The organism is Glutamicibacter sp. St.4D3, from assembly GCF_059728615.1.
This window is the reverse complement of the sequence record NZ_AP039380.1, coordinates 312,450-328,614: the sequence shown is the minus strand read 5'-3', so window position 1 is coordinate 328,614 and position 16,165 is coordinate 312,450. Positions and strand designations below refer to the sequence as shown.

Below are 16,165 nucleotides of genomic sequence, written 5' to 3'. Positions count from 1 at the left end.
ATGAGTACGTAACACTCAAGTTTCAGGAGGCTCACTTGCCAGCGTTCTTCGGTTCATCCGCCGATGGCTCGTTTGAGGAATTCCTTTCGCGGTTCCTCTCTTCGCGAGCCCAATCAGCCCGTCCGATCGACATCACCCGTCTGCTCTCGCAACGCACTCATGAAGTGGTTTCACGGGCTGCCACTATTGCCAGCGAGGACGGCCACGACGAAATCGATGCCTTGCACTTGCTTTTGGCATTGCTGCATACCGAACCGGTTGCCTCGCACTTGAAGTTCATGGGAGTGGACCTCGAGGCCCTGGCCGCCGCAGCCAACCAGCGTCTTCCCAAGCGCTCGGAAAGCAACGAGAAGACCAACCGGCTCTCGGCCGCTGCCCAGCGTTCCCTGTTTGACGCCTACCAGGTGGCTCGCAACTACGGCTCCACCTACATTGATCCGGAGCACCTGTTCCTGGCCTTTGTCTTCTCCCCGGAGTCCCCGGTGGGAATCTTGCTGGCCGAGCACGGTGTGACCGCCCAGTCCCTGCAGCAGGCCGCTGCCGAACAGGCACAGCGTGCCGCCGGCCAGGGGCAGCAGGAACAGCAACAGGAATCCGACGAGTCGATGCTGGAGCGCTTCGGCACCGACTTGACCGCACTGGCTGCCGATGGGCAGATCGACCCGGTGATCGGTCGCGACCAGGAACTGGAGCAGGTCATTGAGATCCTGGCCCGGCGCACCAAGAACAACCCGGTGCTGATCGGTGAAGCCGGCGTCGGCAAGACCGCCATCGCCGAGGGCCTGGCCCGTTCCATCGTCGCCGACGAGGTGCCGGAGCAGATCTCGGGCACCCGGCTGATCTCCATTGACCTGCCGGGCATGCTCGCCGGTACCCGCTACCGCGGTGACTTCGAGCAGCGCCTGACCTCCCTGCTGGAGGAAATCGCCAGCGCCGAGGGCCAGACCATCGTGTTCATCGATGAGATGCACCTGTTGGTCGGCGCGGGGGCCGGGGAATCGGGCAGCATGGATGCGGCCAACATCCTCAAGCCGCGGCTGGCCCGCGGTGAGTTGCGGCTGATCGGCGCCACCACCCTCTCCGAGTTCCGCAAGGTGGAGAAGGATGCCGCGCTGACCCGCCGCTTCGGCAAGGTCACCGTCAATGAGCCCAGCGAGGAGCATGCACTGCAGATCCTGCAGGGTCTGAAGGAGTCCTACGAGGATCACCACCAAGTCCAGTACACGGACGCGGCCCTGCAGGCCGCGGTGAGCCTCTCGGCCCGCTACCTGACCGACCGTCAGCTGCCGGACAAGGCCATCGACCTGCTGGACATTGCCGGTGCCCGGCGCTCGATTGCCGCCGACGGCACCGTGGATGTCCAGGCGCTGCGTTCCGAGCTGGTTGACTCCGAACGGGACAAGGCCCGGGCCATCGCGGAGGAACGGTTCGAGGACGCCGGTGCGTGGCGCGACCACATCACCGAGCTGACCGAACGGATCCGCCAGGTGGAGTCCACCGGTGGCAAGAGCGTGACCCGCGTGGTCGATGAGGAGCAGATCGCCGAGGTCATTGCCCGCTCGACCGGCATCCCGGCCGCCCGGATCACCTCGGATGACAAGTCGCGCCTGGCCAAACTGGAAGAGGAATTGCATTCCTCGGTCATCGGCCAGCACGATGCGGTCTCCGCGGTGGCTCGTGCGGTGCGTCGTTCACGCACCGGCATGGCCAACGCCAACCGTCCGATTGCCTCGTTCATGTTCCTGGGCCCGACCGGCGTGGGTAAGACCGAGCTGGCCAAGGCGCTTGCGACGAACCTGTTCGGCAAGTCCGATGCGCTGATCCGTATCGACATGAGCGAATACGGTGAGAAGCACACCGTGGCACGGCTGATCGGTGCCCCTCCGGGGTACATCGGTCACGACGAGCCGGGCCAGCTGACCGAAAAGGTGCGGCGCAACCCATACTCGGTGATCCTGCTCGACGAGATCGAGAAGGCCCACCCGGACATCTTCAACGTTCTGTTGCAGGTGCTCGATGACGGACGGCTGACCGACGCCCAGGGCCGGACCGTGGACTTCTCGAACACGCTGATCCTGATGACCAGCAACCTGGGCAGCCAGTACCTGGCCAGCCGCACCGGTTCACTGGGCTTCGCCTCCGCCAATGCGCAGAGCGAACGCTCGGACATCCGGGCAAAGGTCATGGGCAAGGTGCGCGAATTCGTTCGCCCCGAGTTCCTGAACCGCCTGGATGAGGTACTGCTGTTCAGCAAGCTCAGCGAGGAGGAGATTGCCCAGATCGTGACCCTGGTGCTGGGGGAAACCCGCAGCTACCTGTCCGACCAGAAGCTGCAGCTGAAGGTGACCGATGCGGCCACCAGCTGGTTGGCAACCGAGGGCTACGATCCGGAGTTCGGCGCCCGCCCACTGCGCCGCCTGGTGCAGCGCAGGGTTCACGACGCGATCGCGGATCTGCTGGTCGCCGACGAACTGGGCGAGGGCGACACCGTTCTGGTCGATGTCGTCGACGGGAAACTGTCGGTCGGCAAGGACCAGCCGGTGGCGGCCGCCACCACCGCCGAATACTTCGGGGTCTAACCCGAACGCGGTAGCCAGCTGCTAGCTGCAACTGCCCCGCAGTCCTTTTCACCTTGTGTGCGAAGGCTGCGGGGCAGTTTTGCTGTGCCGGGAACAGCGGACAGAGCCGCGGGGCGAGACGAGGCGAGAAGGTGGCCAAACAGGTTTCGTTCCTTATCAGGTCCCGGTCTACACTGATCGGGAATCACCCGACCTGGAAGGCCTCATGCGCGCAGCTATCCCCTTGTCTCTTGTTGTTGCCGGGCTGCTGCTCACCGGCTGTTCCACGGCAGCGGTTCCGCAGAAGAGCGCTGAAGCGGTCACCCAGCCTTCGTCGGCGGCACCGTCCACTGCTGCCGCTACAGCGAATCCAGACGTATCCTCCGTTCAGAGTGAGGATCCTGCATCGTCACGTCCGGGCGCATCCCCTGCCACGACGGCTACCGCCCAGCAGTGGGCGGACGAAAAGATGGCCATGTGGGTAGAGAATTCGGGGATCAAGTCCGTTAAGGGGTTTCTTCCGCCCTACAACCTCATCAACTCATGGAAAGTTAACGAACCGGGCAATATCACTGTCTACCTAGAGAATTCCTATCGGTTCAATTCGGACGGCATGTTCCAGAGCTACCAAACCGCTGAGGATGAGCTGCGCGTCATGGGACTAGTTATGTTCGAGAGCATCGGAGAATCCTCTCCAGAGCTGGAAGCCGTCACTTTCACGACAGAAGACGGCTCAAAAAGCGGCACCTACTCTCGTGCGCGCACCGGAGCGGATCCGGCCGACCTGGAGAGTTGGGCCGAAGAAAAATACGTGCAGTAGCTCGACAGCATGAATGATACGTACGAGTCCTTCTGCGGAAAGAGCATCAAGAAATTGGAGGATTATCGGTCCTGCATTCCCACCGATCCTCACGCGTACATTGCATCCGTTGAGGCGCCTGCACGCGGAGAGCTCCTGGTGACCTTGGCGGACGGAAAATGGCAAAACAATACCTACGACACTGCAAGAATCCCCGGTGTTGATTTTGTCTCCGGCAACATGATTCTGAAGATCAACAAGAAAGCTCATAGTAGTGAGGCCGTGGAGAAGTTGACTGTAAAAACTGAAAACGGGAAGGAATCCAGCACGGGAACGCGCGAGCAATGGAGCCAGTAATGCTCTACTCCACGACCTTACGACGTCAATGCCTCCACATAGGGTTAACCACATGAGCGAAGAACTACGAATTCCATTCGACGGCGAGACCGTGAGCGCGCTCTGGGATCCAGCCGCGGATCCAAAGGCGCTTCTCATCGTCGCTCACGGCTCAGGCGCGGGCAAGGACCACCCGTTTATGTCCGGGTTTGCCACTGCGTTGCCCGGACTTGGGATCAGCACGCTGCGCTTTAATTTTCCATACATGGATGCGGGCAAGAAGTTTCCGGACCGCGCTCCCCGAGCAGTAGAAGTGTGGAAACAGGTAAGGGAATGGGCTGCTGAAAATCTTGCCGCAGGTCTTCCCGTATTCGCCGCTGGCAAATCCTTCGGTGGGCGCATGGCGTCGGCAGCGGTGGCCGAAGGGATGCAGACTCCAGGCCTCATCTTCCTTGGTTATCCGCTGCACGCACCAAAGAAGACCGAAAAACTGCGCGATGAGCATCTGTACGGTCTGGACACCCCAATGTTGTTCTTGCAGGGAACCAAGGACCCTTTTGCAACACCGCAGCTGCTCGAGGATGTGGTCGGAAAACTTGGCGCAAGGGCAACGCTGCATTGGATCGAAGGCGGGGATCATTCCTTCAAAACTGCATACTCCGGGCGCTCGGTCGAGCAAGATGGAGCCCTGCTCGCTCCGCTTGCCTCCAACTTCATCGACCAGTTTCTGCTGTAACTATTTTTTGGGCCCGAGGGTAAAGGCAATGGGTGTCCTGGCCCTCCCCTAGTGGGAGAGTGACAGGACACCCATTACCCGGTGTACAGAGCCCTCTAGTCGGGCCGTTTATTGCAGATTATTCGCTGCTTATATTCGGTCTCCTTTTATACGTAGTCCTTGTACTTCTCGAGGTGGCGCACTGGAGTCGACAGCGCATCACGGCGGAACGGGTCACCCAATTCTCGGGTGCACATCACTTCGATGACAGTGGTCTTGCCGTCGTTCATTTGTGCATCCACGGCAGCTTGGAGTGCGGGTCCGACATCCTCAAGTTTGTCGACTACGACTCCTTCAGCGCCCATGCTGCGAGCCATCTCTGCAAAGCTCTCGCCGTTGTCGAGTTCGCCAGCAACAAAGCGGCGCCCGTAGAACTCCACCTGGTTCTTCTTCTCTGCACCCCACTGCCGATTCCGGAATACAACCGCAGTGACAGGGATATCGTGGCGGACCGCCGTCAGAACTTCTCCCATGCTCATGGCCCACGCGCCGTCCCCTGCGTAAGCAATCGCCGGTCGTTCAGGCGCGGCTGCCTTAGCTCCAATGATCGTCGGCAGCGCGTAGCCGCAGTTGCCAAAGGACATCGGCGCAAAGAAGCTGCGTGGCTTCTCAAAACGAAGGTAGCTGTGGGCCACAGAGTTGATATTGCCGATGTCGGTTGAAACCATAACGTCTTCCGGCATGGCCTTCTCCAGCTCGCGCAGGACCTGACGAGGATGCAGCCAATTGCCGTCTTCGTCCTTGGCTTCTTCAATCACATCCAGCGAATAGTCATCCTTTTCGTGAGTCCAAGCCGAGAGCTCTTCTTCCCACGCTTCTTTCTCAGCCCGGATAGCTGAAGCACGTTCCGCCTTCGTGGCATCCGAATCAAGCGCACGGCTCTTCAGACGCGCGACCAGTTCCGTCGCGACAGCCTTGGCGTCCCCGCAGATACCGACGGAGATCTTCTTAACCAGGCCCAGCATCTTGTGATCAGCGTCGACTTGAATGATTTTTGCATCGTTTGGCCAGTAAGCCTGGCCGTACTGCGGCAAGGTGCCAAATGGTCCAAGTCGCGTGCCCAGTGCGAGGACGACGTCAGCTTGGGAAATCAGCTTCATCCCCGCCTTCGAGCCCTGGTATCCCAGAGGACCGGCCCAAAGAGGATGACTGGCAGGGAACGAGTCATTGTGCTGGTAGCTGTTCACGACCGGAGCGCCTAGCCGTTCGGCGAGGGCTTTACACTCTTCGACGCCGTCAGCCATAACGACGCCCCCACCGGAAATAATCACGGGGAACTTGGCCTGGGCCAGCAGTTCCACCGCCTCGTCGAGCGATTTCGTTCCACCCGCTCCACGGTCGACACGACGTGGCTCAGGGATCTCCGTCGTGGACTCGCCATAAAAGTAATCGCGAGGGATGTTGAGCTGTGTCGGGCCGATTTCGCTCATGGCCCGATCGAAGCAACGTGCCGTGTATTCTGCCATGCGGTTGGGATGGGTGACATGTCCCTGGTACTTGGTGAACTCCTGGAACATAGGCAACTGGTTGGCTTCCTGAAAACCACCCAGTCCCATGGTGTTGGTGCCCGCTTCTGGAGTCACAATAACAACCGGGCTATGGGCCCAGAATGCAGCGGCGATACCGGTGACACAGTTTGAGATGCCAGGGCCGTTCTGCCCGATGACTACACCGTGCCGCCCGGACGCACGGGCGTAGCCGTCAGCCATGTGTGCAGCGCCTTGCTCGTGAACCACCGGTACCAGGCGAATCCCTGCGGGCGCAAAGATATCCATGGCGTCCATGAAGGCTGAGCCCATGATTCCAAAGATATCGGTGACATCATTGGCTACCAAAGTTTCGACGAACGCCTCAGACGGCGTCATCTTTTGCACTCCCTTGACCGCTTCGCGCTTGGCGACCGGCGCTGCCTGCGCGCTCGCGTCGTCCGTCTCAACCCGCTGGGATTCAATGATCTGTTCGGACATGTTGCCCCCTTCAGTGGAACATACTTTCTGCATCTCAGAAAATGGTGCGTTTTCCCATAGAAAATGGGATTGACACCAAAGCTATGCGAGCTGAGTCACATTCGTCAAGACCTGTTCAGCTTTTTGTTTCGAATGTTAGTATTTAATGAAACTTCGAATCGGGAGGAGTCCTACCATGGACAATCTCACCGAGCCTTCGCTCGGGGCGCAGGGGTCAGTTCAGGGCGAGACGCCGGCACTACGCTTGTTCGCCTTACTGGAACTCATCACGAGCCGAGATCAGCTATTTACGCTGCAATCACTTGTCGATCAGACCGGTCTGCCTAAGCCGACATTGCACCGGATGTTGCAGCAGCTGGAAAGCGCGGATCTGCTAACTCGGCACAGCGATGGACGCCATTACGCCACGGGAGCAAGAATGCGGCGTCTTGCCGAGGACGTTTTACTTAACGACACACGCAAAGGTGCGCGTAACGCGATCTTGCAGGACCTAGTGTCCCGCATCGGCGAAAGCTGCAATATCACCGCCCTCTCTGGCAACGAGGTGATCTATCTAGATCGCGTCGAAACTTCTGAACCAATTCGCGTACACCTCGGCCCGGGCTCTCGCGTTCCGGCGCACTGTTCAGCGAGTGGAAAGCTCATCATCGCTCAATTTGGCCCTGCGCAGCGCCGTCGTCTACTCGGCACGGGTCGCCTACCTCGGTACACGGAGCAAACGCTGACCGATTTTGAGGCACTGGAATCCGAGCTGGCACTCGTTCGCCAGCAGGGCTATGCACTCGACCGTCAAGAATTCTTGAACGGCCTAGTGTGTCTCGCGGTCTTAGTTCCGAACGCGGCAGGACGCTCGAATATGTGCGTTGCTATTCAAGCACCGGTAATGCGCAAATCTGCATCGGATCTGGAACAGCTACTGCCGTTGGTACAGCAAGCAGCCGCAGATATTGCGCGAATTGAGGATTTGGAAGAAGACGACAGCCCACTAGCTGCAGGATGGTAAAGATGACGACCTTCGCCCCGGCACCGACTGACGAATTCGAAAGCGTGAGCGCGCGCAGACTCTTCGATATTGATACTGACCTAACGGTGACTCGATTTCTTGGTGACTCGCCTCATGTACCAACAATCGACACGAACTATCGGTTCAATAAGCCCACCACGTTGGCCATACTCGCGGGTTTCATGCACGATTCGCGAGTCTTGGTGCAGGGGATGCATGGCACGGGCAAGTCGAGCCATATTGAGCAGGTCGCGGCGCGTCTTCGTTGGCCGGTGATGCGAGTCAACCTTGACGGGCAGTTAGGGCGTATGGATTTGGTCGGCAAGGATAGCGTCGTGATACGTGATGGGCAGCCGACTACATCGTTCCAAGAAGGTGTCATTCCTTGGGCGATGAGCCAACCAATGGCCCTCATTCTTGATGAGTACGATGCAGGTCGTCCAGATGTCATGTTTGTAATCCAACGCCTGCTAGAGCAGAACGGGGCACTCGTGCTGCCCGACCAGAATCGCGTCATTCAGCCCCATCCGCATTTTCGGTTGTTCGCAACGTCTAATACTGTCGGATTGGGAAACTTGAACGGTCTCTATCATGGTGTGCAGCGCTTAAATCACGCGCAGATTGACCGCTGGAACGTTGTCGCCAGCCTCAACTTCCTGCCGGCTGAGGACGAGATCTCTATCGTAGCGGGGCGTGTTCCGGAACTGGCTCGCACTCCGGAAGGCATGGAGCTAATTCGTGCCATGGTGTCCGTTGCTGCATTGACGCGTGACGGGTTTGCGGCCGGCGATGTTTCTACACTCATGTCGCCACGCACCGTGATCACCTGGGCCCAAAACATCGAAATATTCCGCGATCCTGCTTTGGCATTTCGCCTCACCTTCCTCAATAAGTGCGATGAATCAGAACACTCTCTCATCGCGGAATACTTCCAACGTTGTTTTGACACAGAACTGCCAGAGTCTATGGCCATTGATTTTTAGAAGGCTTCAGCGATGACTGAACAGCCTACGGAGCCGCCCCGCATATCACAACACGCTCAGGAGATCAGACGCCTCCAGAGCGCTTGCCTCCGGGCACTGAGTGCTGATGCCGGATTAGAGTTACGTGGCAACACTGCCTGGAGCTCCGGCAGGATGCTTCCCATCAACGCAGCCCATCTCTACCCTCAAATTGGCTATTCCGATTTGCACGCCTATCGAGGCGCTAGCGACGGAATGGCCCTTCGGGTGCGTCATTCAGATATGAGACAGCATCAAGAGCTACTTCCGAAATCTTCGGGCGGCCGTTTCATCTTCGAGCTTCTCGAGCAATTCCGGTGCGAGTCGCTAAACAGGTTGCCTGGCGTTCGCTCAAATCTCGACAATGGATTTCACAGTTGGACCACACAGTTTCAGGCGTCAGCTTTGGCAGAGACGGAGCTAGGGCAGATGCTATTCGCACTGGCCCAAGTCTGCCGGTCCAAAATCAATGGCACCGGGCTAGCTCCAGAGATGGAAGATTCCATCGAAGCTGCGCGCATAGCTTTCCCATCCGGCATCGGGGCGTTAGCGGCCCGTCTCCGTCCGGCACGTTTTGACCAGCTCCGATTCGCGCAGATCTCACTGCGTATTGCCAGACTGGTAGACGACAGTATCGCCGCGCACCACTCCAATCGCGGCAGTCGGCCGGCACCACGACGTCGAGCGGATGATTCACGATTCACTCTACATCTGGATGTCGCTGGTGAAGCTGCTGCCGTCGCACGTGCAGCATTGGACCCTGGATCCAAGAGCGGGCGCGAGGATTCCCGCTACCGTGCCTTTACCCGACAGTATGATCAGGTTGTTCCGGCAACCCAGCATATTCGTGCTGGGCTACTCGAACGCTACCGTGCGGAGATCGCGCATTTAGCGTCTCAATCTGGAATAAACCACAGATTCCTCGCACGGGCCCTGCGAGCGATCTTCTGCTATCCCACACCGGATGGCTGGTATGGGGGTGCCGAACGCGGCTTGATTGACGGCGGCAGGTTGGCTACGTTGATTGCCTCTCCCACTGACCATAGAGTATTTCGAGAAACACACGAAGCATCGCATCCATTCGCAGCGATCAGCTTTCTCATCGATTGCTCGGGATCGATGCGGCACCATGCGAAATCGATTGCTTCGTTTCTGAACCTGACGATAAGAGCGCTGGATCAGTGTGAGGTTCCCGTAGAGGTCCTCGGCTACACAACGCGAGCTTGGAATGGCGGCCGCCCGCTAAGCGAATGGCGTCGTGCCGGCTCACCCCAACAGCCGGGACGGCTGAACGAGATAAACCATCTTATCTTTAAAGACTTCACTTCAAGCTGGCGGACGAGCCGGAACAGCATCGGCGCATTGTTGCACCAGCCTCTCTACAAGGAGGGCGTAGACGGTGAAGCTGTGAGATGGGCCCTACACCGTCTATCCGAAAATGCCGCAGAACGTCGAGTTCTTATCGTCATTTCAGATGGAAGTCCATCGGATACCGCCACGACACAAACGAACGGTGCATCCTACCTCCACCAGGATCTGGTTGAGGTGATCAGGCACGCAAATACTAGCCGAACAAGTGTCGCAGGAATAGGTTTGGGATTAGACATGAGCCCGTATTTCGGTGATCAGGCAGTAGTAATTGAAGACTGTGAGCTTTCCAGCGACCGCGGGATCCGTGCCTTCTTGTCGCTCTTGGCAAGGCTTCCCACCCTCCGCTAAATTCAACTTCCTGCTGTCATTCGTACCCGTTGGAGACCCAGTAGACACTGTTGCGCTCTCGTCATCTATAGGAGAATGGGTCTTCCAAAAAACGTAAGTTATCGCAATTCAGGCTGTCCGCTAGATGCTGCCTTTCAGGCGGGCGAAATTGCGTTGTCTGAAACGCCAGCCGCTCCCGGCCCATTGAGCCCGCCCGAGAAGAATGCTTACCCTCGGCACGCTGTTTCCCAGGTTAATTTATGCGGTCAAAGGAACGGCGTCCAGATTCAAAAACGGAGGCTGGCCAAATAGTTCTTCGGCAACTTGGTGAGGGCCGAACCCAATGGCACATTCGTAGGCTCGCGTGACCACGCCAGAGAAAAGGCTTCCGTTGCCTGAATCTCACTCACGACAAGCCCGCAGACTGGAAGCACGTCAAACCATTTCCATGAGAGGGATCTCTGCGCAGGACAATGCGGAGGTGGGAAAGATAACTGGCTAACCGACAGAGCACACCAGGCTTACCTCATCCGGTGATGGGCGTCCCGACACCTTAGTCCCTTGAATACAAGACAAGGCCCGCGAAGACGAGGTTGCTTCCCGGGCCTTGTCAGCCTTTATTCGATTGCCTACCTTTTCACTTTGACCGCTAGCTCCGTGCCTGCTGGCCGCGGTGCTCCGAGCACTAGCATGTCGACTTGCTCATCGCTCAGTGTCTTATTGTGCTTACGACGCATGAGGAAGAACAGAACTCCGAGCAGCGTCCACACAGCCAGCGCGATCATCGATTCCTTTCCGAGCACTCCAGGCGACCCAGGAATCAATAGCAACGCCATAAACGTCAGCGAGGTGATCGCCCCAAGCAGGCTGAGAACCTTCTTTGAAGTCGAGTTGACGTCTCCTAGAGAGCTGATTCCCTGTTTGGAATTTGTCGTGCGGAAAAGCTTGAAAGCGCACAAACACGTGTACAGGTAAGCGACCGTTACACCGACAGCCGACATGTCTACTACCCAGGTAAGCGCAGCGCGGCCAAACCACGGGCTGATCAAGCAAACTGCTGCCACAAAGAGAACTCCGTAGTGGGGGGTCTTGTACTTGGGGTGAAGCCGGGCAAACACTGCCGGAATCATCTGCGCGCGCCCCATGCCCAGCAGGATGCGACTGGCCGATACGTAGAAACCGTTCAGCCCCGTGCTGACGCCCATGGTGATGCCGATGGTCAGCAACAGCATTCCTACACCGCCCATGACCGCGGTCAAAGCATCGGCGCTACCCCAGGCCGAAGTCCCATTTGCCAAGGCCTCCCAAGGTGCACTGAAAGCAACTGCCGCAATCATTGCACAGTACAGCAATGCAGCAGCCAACAGAGCCAGCACGATCAGTCGCATGGCTTTGGCCGGAGGAAAATCGAACTCTTCGGCCGCCTGAGGCACATTATCAAATCCGATAAATGCCCAAGGCGCGATGGCGACGATCGCGGCAATAGCGGCAACTGGATTCACTTCAGCGGGAAACGCGGGGGTAGCGTTGCTCAGTACTGCCTGTGGACTGGCCAGGACGCCGACCAGGATGCACGCCACCGCTATCAGCATGATGACGCAGGCGATGAATTGAATTCTGCCCGACAGCGCTGTGCCTCGAATGTTGAGCAGGGCGAAGACGATCAGCACAGTCAACGAGATGGCTACCTCGACGATGTACACATCCCATCCGGCCACGGTGTAGAGGTATCCCTGCTGCACTACGTCCGGCATGAGCTTGCGGAAAAGCAAGGCCATGGCTGAAGCGTTCAGGGCCACAATACAGGTATACCCCAGGGTCAGGTACCAGCCGCAGAAGAACGCGTGTGTACGTCCGAAACCGACAAGCGCGAATGCTAGCTCACCACCGGAAACCGGGAAGGACTTGATCAGGAAGCCATAGCTGACGGCGATAAGAATCATCAGCGCTCCACCGATCATGAAGCCGCTCAAAGCTCCGACGGGTCCGCCGATCACGAGCCAGTCAGTGGGCAAAATAAACGCGCCCCATCCGACGGCAGATCCCAGAGCAATTGCCCAGACCCACCGGGCCTTAAGTGTTTTGGCTAGGCGTTCGGGCTGTTCTCCCCCTGACGCGGATTCCATAGCGATTCCGGAAGGTCTCGCCGGTTGGCTGGTGTTGCTTGTAGTAGTCGCCTTCATTTTTACCTCGATCTCAAGTGGTGCTGCACTTCTTTGGACTGACTCTTACTCCTTCACGCCTCGGCGGGCGGTGAAGGCAGAGACTGCACCAAGCTGATAAGGGAGACATTTACGATGTCTGAGACGCTCGCCCCACGGGACAAGTCATTGACCGGCGCGGCCAGGCCCTGAAGGATCGGCCCATAGGCCTGCGCTTCGGCTAACCGCTGAGTGATTTTATATCCGATGTTCCCGGCCGCCAGGTTCGGGAATATAAACACGTTGGCTCTTCCGGCTACTTCAGATTGCGGTGCTTTAGCGGCTGCGACAGCGGAATCCGCTGCCGCATCAAACTGAAGTTCACCATCTACGCATAGGCTGGGGCGCCATTGGCGTACCAATTTCGTGGCTTCACGTACCGTCCTAATACTCGGATGCTCGGCGCTTCCGGCTGTGGAGAAAGAAAGCATTGCAACCCGAGGTGTTGTGCCTGTTATTGCTTGAAACGTACCGGCAGTATCGATGGCGATCCGAGCCAGTTGTTCGACCTCGGGGTCGGGTACCACCGCGCAATCGCCGTAGGCAAGATACTGTCCAGACGTCAAGCGCATCAGAAAGCAGGACGATACGGTCGCCCCTTTTTCTGCCGGTCCGACGACACGAAATGCGGAACGCATGATGTCTGCCGTGGGCAGGGTTGCCCCCGCCACAACAGCTTCTCCTTCTCCACATGCGACTTTCGCCATGGCCAGCGCCACCGGGTCTTGCAAGGCCTGGTCCACCGCTTCTGCACCGCGTGGTTCCAGCGAGGAACGCAGGTGCTCCTCAACCGATGAGGTGCGCAGTTCGCGTATCGAACAGTTCCCGACCGCTGCGGCGGGCGCCTGAAGCAAGACTGGTTGGGCACCCAGTCCGCTCAAGATATCCGCAGCGCGCTGTATCCGTTCATCTTGTCCTTCCGGCAAGATGATGCGATGCATGTTCCGGTAGGCAAGAGCTTGTTCGAAACGCTGTAGAAGCATCTGGTCAATGCCGGCGAGATCCACAATGGTGCTGGCCATGGAATGGTCCTTCCTGCGGTCCCGCGCTTAGACGCCTGCCAGCGATTGCACGCTAGTGCGCAAGTACTGATCGGCTGCGCTCATCACATGATCCACCTTGCCCAGCAAGTCATCCAGAACGTCCTGGTCGGCGACCAGCGGCGGGGAGAGCACCAGCATGGTGGCGCCCCGGTTGTCCGGGCGAGTAATGAGATTGACTTCCCGCATCGCCTTCGGCATCACCTGGGTCAGCAAGTGCTTGGATTCTTCCTCAGTCAGTTCTCGTCCAGTGTTCCGGTCACCCATCAGTTCGATTGCATAGAAGAATCCCGCACCTCGGTATTCTCGGATGCTCGAATGGACATCGACCAGCTGGTTCAGTCCATTCTGGAAGTAAGGCTCGAGGCTACGAACGTTGCCTGTAATGTTCTCTTCCTTCAGAGCATCCAGGTTGGCCACGGCCACGGCAGTCGACACGGGGTGGCCGCCCCAGGTGGCGCCATGTGTGAAGATCCCCGCCTGCGGACTGGCGAGCATGCCATCGGCCAGCGGCTTGCGAATGATCACTCCCCCGAGTGGCGCATAGCCACTTGTGGACCCCTTTGCAAAGGTAATCATGTCAGGGACCACATCAAACTTGATGCTGCCGAACCACTCGCCCAGTCGACCGAAGCCCGTAATGACTTCGTCCGCGACCAGCAGGATTCCATGCTCATCACAGATCTTTCGCAGTTCCTGCCAGTAGCCGGCCGGGGGCACCAAGGCGCCGCGCGAGTTCTGAACTGGTTCGGCGAACAAGGCCGCGATCGTGTGACCGCCCTGCTCCTCAATGACCTGCCGAATCGCTTGAACCGAGGGCAGGTCTGCGGCGCTTCCGCCTTCTGGAATCGTTTCTCCCAGAGTATTTGGAACATGGAACACACCGGGCATCAAGTTGCCGAAAGGTTCCTTGTAGGCCGGGATTCCCGTTACTGCCAGCGCACCGAGGGTGGTGCCGTGGTAGGCCATGTTGCGAGCAATGATCTTGGTTCGCTCGGGCTGCCCCTGGCTGCGGTGGTACTGGCGCGCGAACTTGATCGCCGATTCCACGGCCTCAGAGCCGGAGTTGACGAAGAACGTTACATCCAGGTCACCCGGAGCCAAGTTGGCAATACGAGTCGCTGCCTCCACCGCTGCAGGGTGAGCTGAACCCCAGTTCGTCCAGTAGGCCAGTTCGGACATCTGCTCATAGGCGGCCTTCGGAATATCCTGTCGACCATGACCGATGTTCGCGCAGAAAAGCCCTGCCAAGCCATCGAGGTAGCGTTCCCCGGACTCGTCGAATAAGTAGCTTCCTTCGCCCTTGACGATAATCGGCAGATTCTTGTCATTCCACACCTGGCCGGCAGTGAAGTGCGGGTAGAGGTGCTGCTGGGCACGATTGCGGATGTCTGAAGCGGTCATTGCTTTCCTCCTTGATGAAGATCTGATCCTGCCAGCGTTAGATTCACTAACAACTACCAAGATTTGATGTGGTGAATATCACTCTGCCTTGTCGCTGGGTCCTTTCCCAGAGCCACAATGGAGCCAGTTTTTAGGTACCAGATGTTGAATCTCGATAGTTTCGTGGGACTCTTGCGCCAATGCCCGTGAGGATCTCATAGGGTATGGTTCCTGCGGCTTCCGCCCAATGCTCAACTGTTGGTTCGCCATCTTGTGCAGAACCGAAGAGAACGGCTTCGTCTCCCGCCTGGATCGCGTAGTCGCCCACGTCGACCACGAACTGGTCCATGCAAATGCGCCCTATAACGCGGAAGTGCTCGTCCCCGATGCGCACAGGTCCCCTTGAACTGGCACTCCGAACCACACCATCTGCGTACCCAAGAGGCACGACAGCCAGCCGCGTGGCTCGAGCGGTTTTCTCGGTCGCCCCGTAGCTGACAGGTGCTCCAGCAGGCGCTGGCTTCACGTTCACGATCTTCGCGCTCAATCTCATGGCGGGCTGTAGTTGCATCCGTGAAGTTCGGGCTTCACGGGGCAATGGGTTGATGCCATAGACGGCTAGGCCGGTGCGCACCATGTCGAAATGGGCATCGGGGCGGGAGAGGGTTGCGGCAGAATTTGCAATATGGCAAAGCTCTGGTCTGAGCCCCAGATCTCGTGCGACGGCTATTGCTCGACGAAAGTTGGAAAGCTGAGCGTCGATGGAAGGATGCCCGGGTTCATCGGCACAAGCCAGATGGGACCATACCCCGACGATGCGGACAACACCGTTAGCTTCTGCACGGCGGGCGGCTGCGCATAATTGAGGCCATGTCGCTGCGTCGGCGCCACCCCGCCACATGCCGGTGTCGATTTTCAGGTGAATACGGGCAGTGGCTCCGGCTTCTCGGGAGGCTTTGATGATTTCTGCTAGCTGTTCGATGTTGTAAGCCGCTACATCGATCTGCTTGGAGAGTGCGGTGACAAAATCTGCGCCTGGTGCCGCCAGCCATGCGAAAACCGGCGCCTCGATACCCGCGTCTCGCAGGGCGAACGCCTCCTCCAGAACGGCAGTCCCCAGGAAATCCGCGCCACCCCGCAACGCAGCCTCGGCCGAGGGAATCAACCCATGACCATAGGCATCGGCTTTTAGCACGGCCATCACCTTGGATTGCGCGGCAAACTGGCTCAGAAGAGAAACGTTTTTGCTGATGGCAGCCAAATCGATATCGGCATTTCGCTGTCCACGCCCATATTGGGCCTCGGGTTTAGCCGCAAACGCGGCTTCTTGTTGGGCGGTCATAGCGTGCTCCTTTACACACTCGGGTACCTTCCCAACTACTGTCGCCGAAGCAGACTCGCGGC

At 58.3% G+C, this 16,165-nt stretch carries 12 protein-coding genes; 7 read left to right on the top strand and 5 right to left on the bottom strand.

The window, feature by feature from the left end; genetic code table 11:
* The first annotated feature begins 35 nt into the window (after positions 1 to 35).
* The 4 genes from AC6I21_RS01565 to AC6I21_RS01550 all read left to right on the top strand — a co-directional run bounded on the left by AC6I21_RS01565 (position 36) and on the right by AC6I21_RS01550 (position 4,429).
* The gene (locus tag AC6I21_RS01565; RefSeq protein WP_138175169.1) at positions 36 to 2,579 is read left to right on the top strand and encodes an ATP-dependent Clp protease ATP-binding subunit; all 2,544 of its coding nucleotides are present in this window, start codon (positions 36 to 38) and stop codon (positions 2,577 to 2,579) included.
* A 205-nt stretch (positions 2,580 to 2,784) separates the two neighbouring features.
* Positions 2,785 to 3,378, top strand: coding sequence for a hypothetical protein (locus AC6I21_RS01560; protein WP_249354349.1), 594 nt, complete (start codon positions 2,785 to 2,787; stop codon positions 3,376 to 3,378).
* Between the two features lie 9 nt (positions 3,379 to 3,387).
* On the top strand, positions 3,388 to 3,714 hold the full coding sequence (locus AC6I21_RS01555; RefSeq protein ID WP_249354351.1) for a hypothetical protein: 327 nt from the start codon (positions 3,388 to 3,390) through the stop codon (positions 3,712 to 3,714).
* Positions 3,715 to 3,766: 52 nt separating this feature from the next.
* A complete protein-coding gene (locus AC6I21_RS01550) occupies positions 3,767 to 4,429 on the top strand; it encodes an alpha/beta hydrolase family protein (RefSeq protein WP_138175171.1) in 663 nt (220 codons plus the stop codon).
* Between the two features lie 146 nt (positions 4,430 to 4,575).
* Here AC6I21_RS01550 and xsc read toward each other — a convergent pair whose 3' ends face one another.
* Entirely contained in the window at positions 4,576 to 6,435 is a 1,860-nt protein-coding gene (gene xsc, locus AC6I21_RS01545; RefSeq protein ID WP_246049685.1) for a sulfoacetaldehyde acetyltransferase, read from the bottom strand.
* 175 nt (positions 6,436 to 6,610) lie between these two features.
* Here xsc and AC6I21_RS01540 point away from each other — a divergent pair, with 175 nt between their 5' ends.
* The 3 genes from AC6I21_RS01540 to AC6I21_RS01530 are packed head-to-tail and all read left to right on the top strand — an operon-like array spanning position 6,611 to position 10,158.
* Complete coding sequence (locus AC6I21_RS01540) at positions 6,611 to 7,438, top strand: IclR family transcriptional regulator (protein ID WP_054820484.1); 828 nt, start codon at positions 6,611 to 6,613, stop codon at positions 7,436 to 7,438.
* A gap of 2 nt (positions 7,439 to 7,440) precedes the next feature.
* Positions 7,441 to 8,421, top strand: coding sequence for an AAA family ATPase (locus tag AC6I21_RS01535; protein WP_212743869.1), 981 nt, complete (start codon positions 7,441 to 7,443; stop codon positions 8,419 to 8,421).
* A 12-nt stretch (positions 8,422 to 8,433) separates the two neighbouring features.
* On the top strand, positions 8,434 to 10,158 hold the full coding sequence (locus tag AC6I21_RS01530) for a cobaltochelatase CobT-related protein (RefSeq protein WP_138175175.1): 1,725 nt from the start codon (positions 8,434 to 8,436) through the stop codon (positions 10,156 to 10,158).
* A 608-nt stretch (positions 10,159 to 10,766) separates the two neighbouring features.
* Here the strand turns inward: AC6I21_RS01530 and AC6I21_RS01525 are convergent.
* The 4 genes from AC6I21_RS01525 to alr all read right to left on the bottom strand — a co-directional run bounded on the left by AC6I21_RS01525 (position 10,767) and on the right by alr (position 16,103).
* Positions 10,767 to 12,320, bottom strand: coding sequence for an APC family permease (locus AC6I21_RS01525; RefSeq protein ID WP_497762956.1), 1,554 nt, complete (start codon positions 12,318 to 12,320; stop codon positions 10,767 to 10,769).
* A 53-nt stretch (positions 12,321 to 12,373) separates the two neighbouring features.
* Positions 12,374 to 13,360, bottom strand: coding sequence for a phosphotransacetylase (locus tag AC6I21_RS01520; protein WP_212743863.1), 987 nt, complete (start codon positions 13,358 to 13,360; stop codon positions 12,374 to 12,376).
* A gap of 27 nt (positions 13,361 to 13,387) precedes the next feature.
* Positions 13,388 to 14,782: an aspartate aminotransferase family protein gene (locus tag AC6I21_RS01515; protein ID WP_138174409.1), complete on the bottom strand. Its 1,395-nt coding sequence runs from the start codon at positions 14,780 to 14,782 to the stop codon at positions 13,388 to 13,390.
* 130 nt (positions 14,783 to 14,912) lie between these two features.
* Positions 14,913 to 16,103 (bottom strand): alanine racemase, encoded by a 1,191-nt coding sequence (alr, locus tag AC6I21_RS01510; RefSeq protein ID WP_138174411.1) that lies wholly within the window; start codon positions 16,101 to 16,103, stop codon positions 14,913 to 14,915.
* Between the last annotated feature and the right edge of the window lie 62 nt (positions 16,104 to 16,165).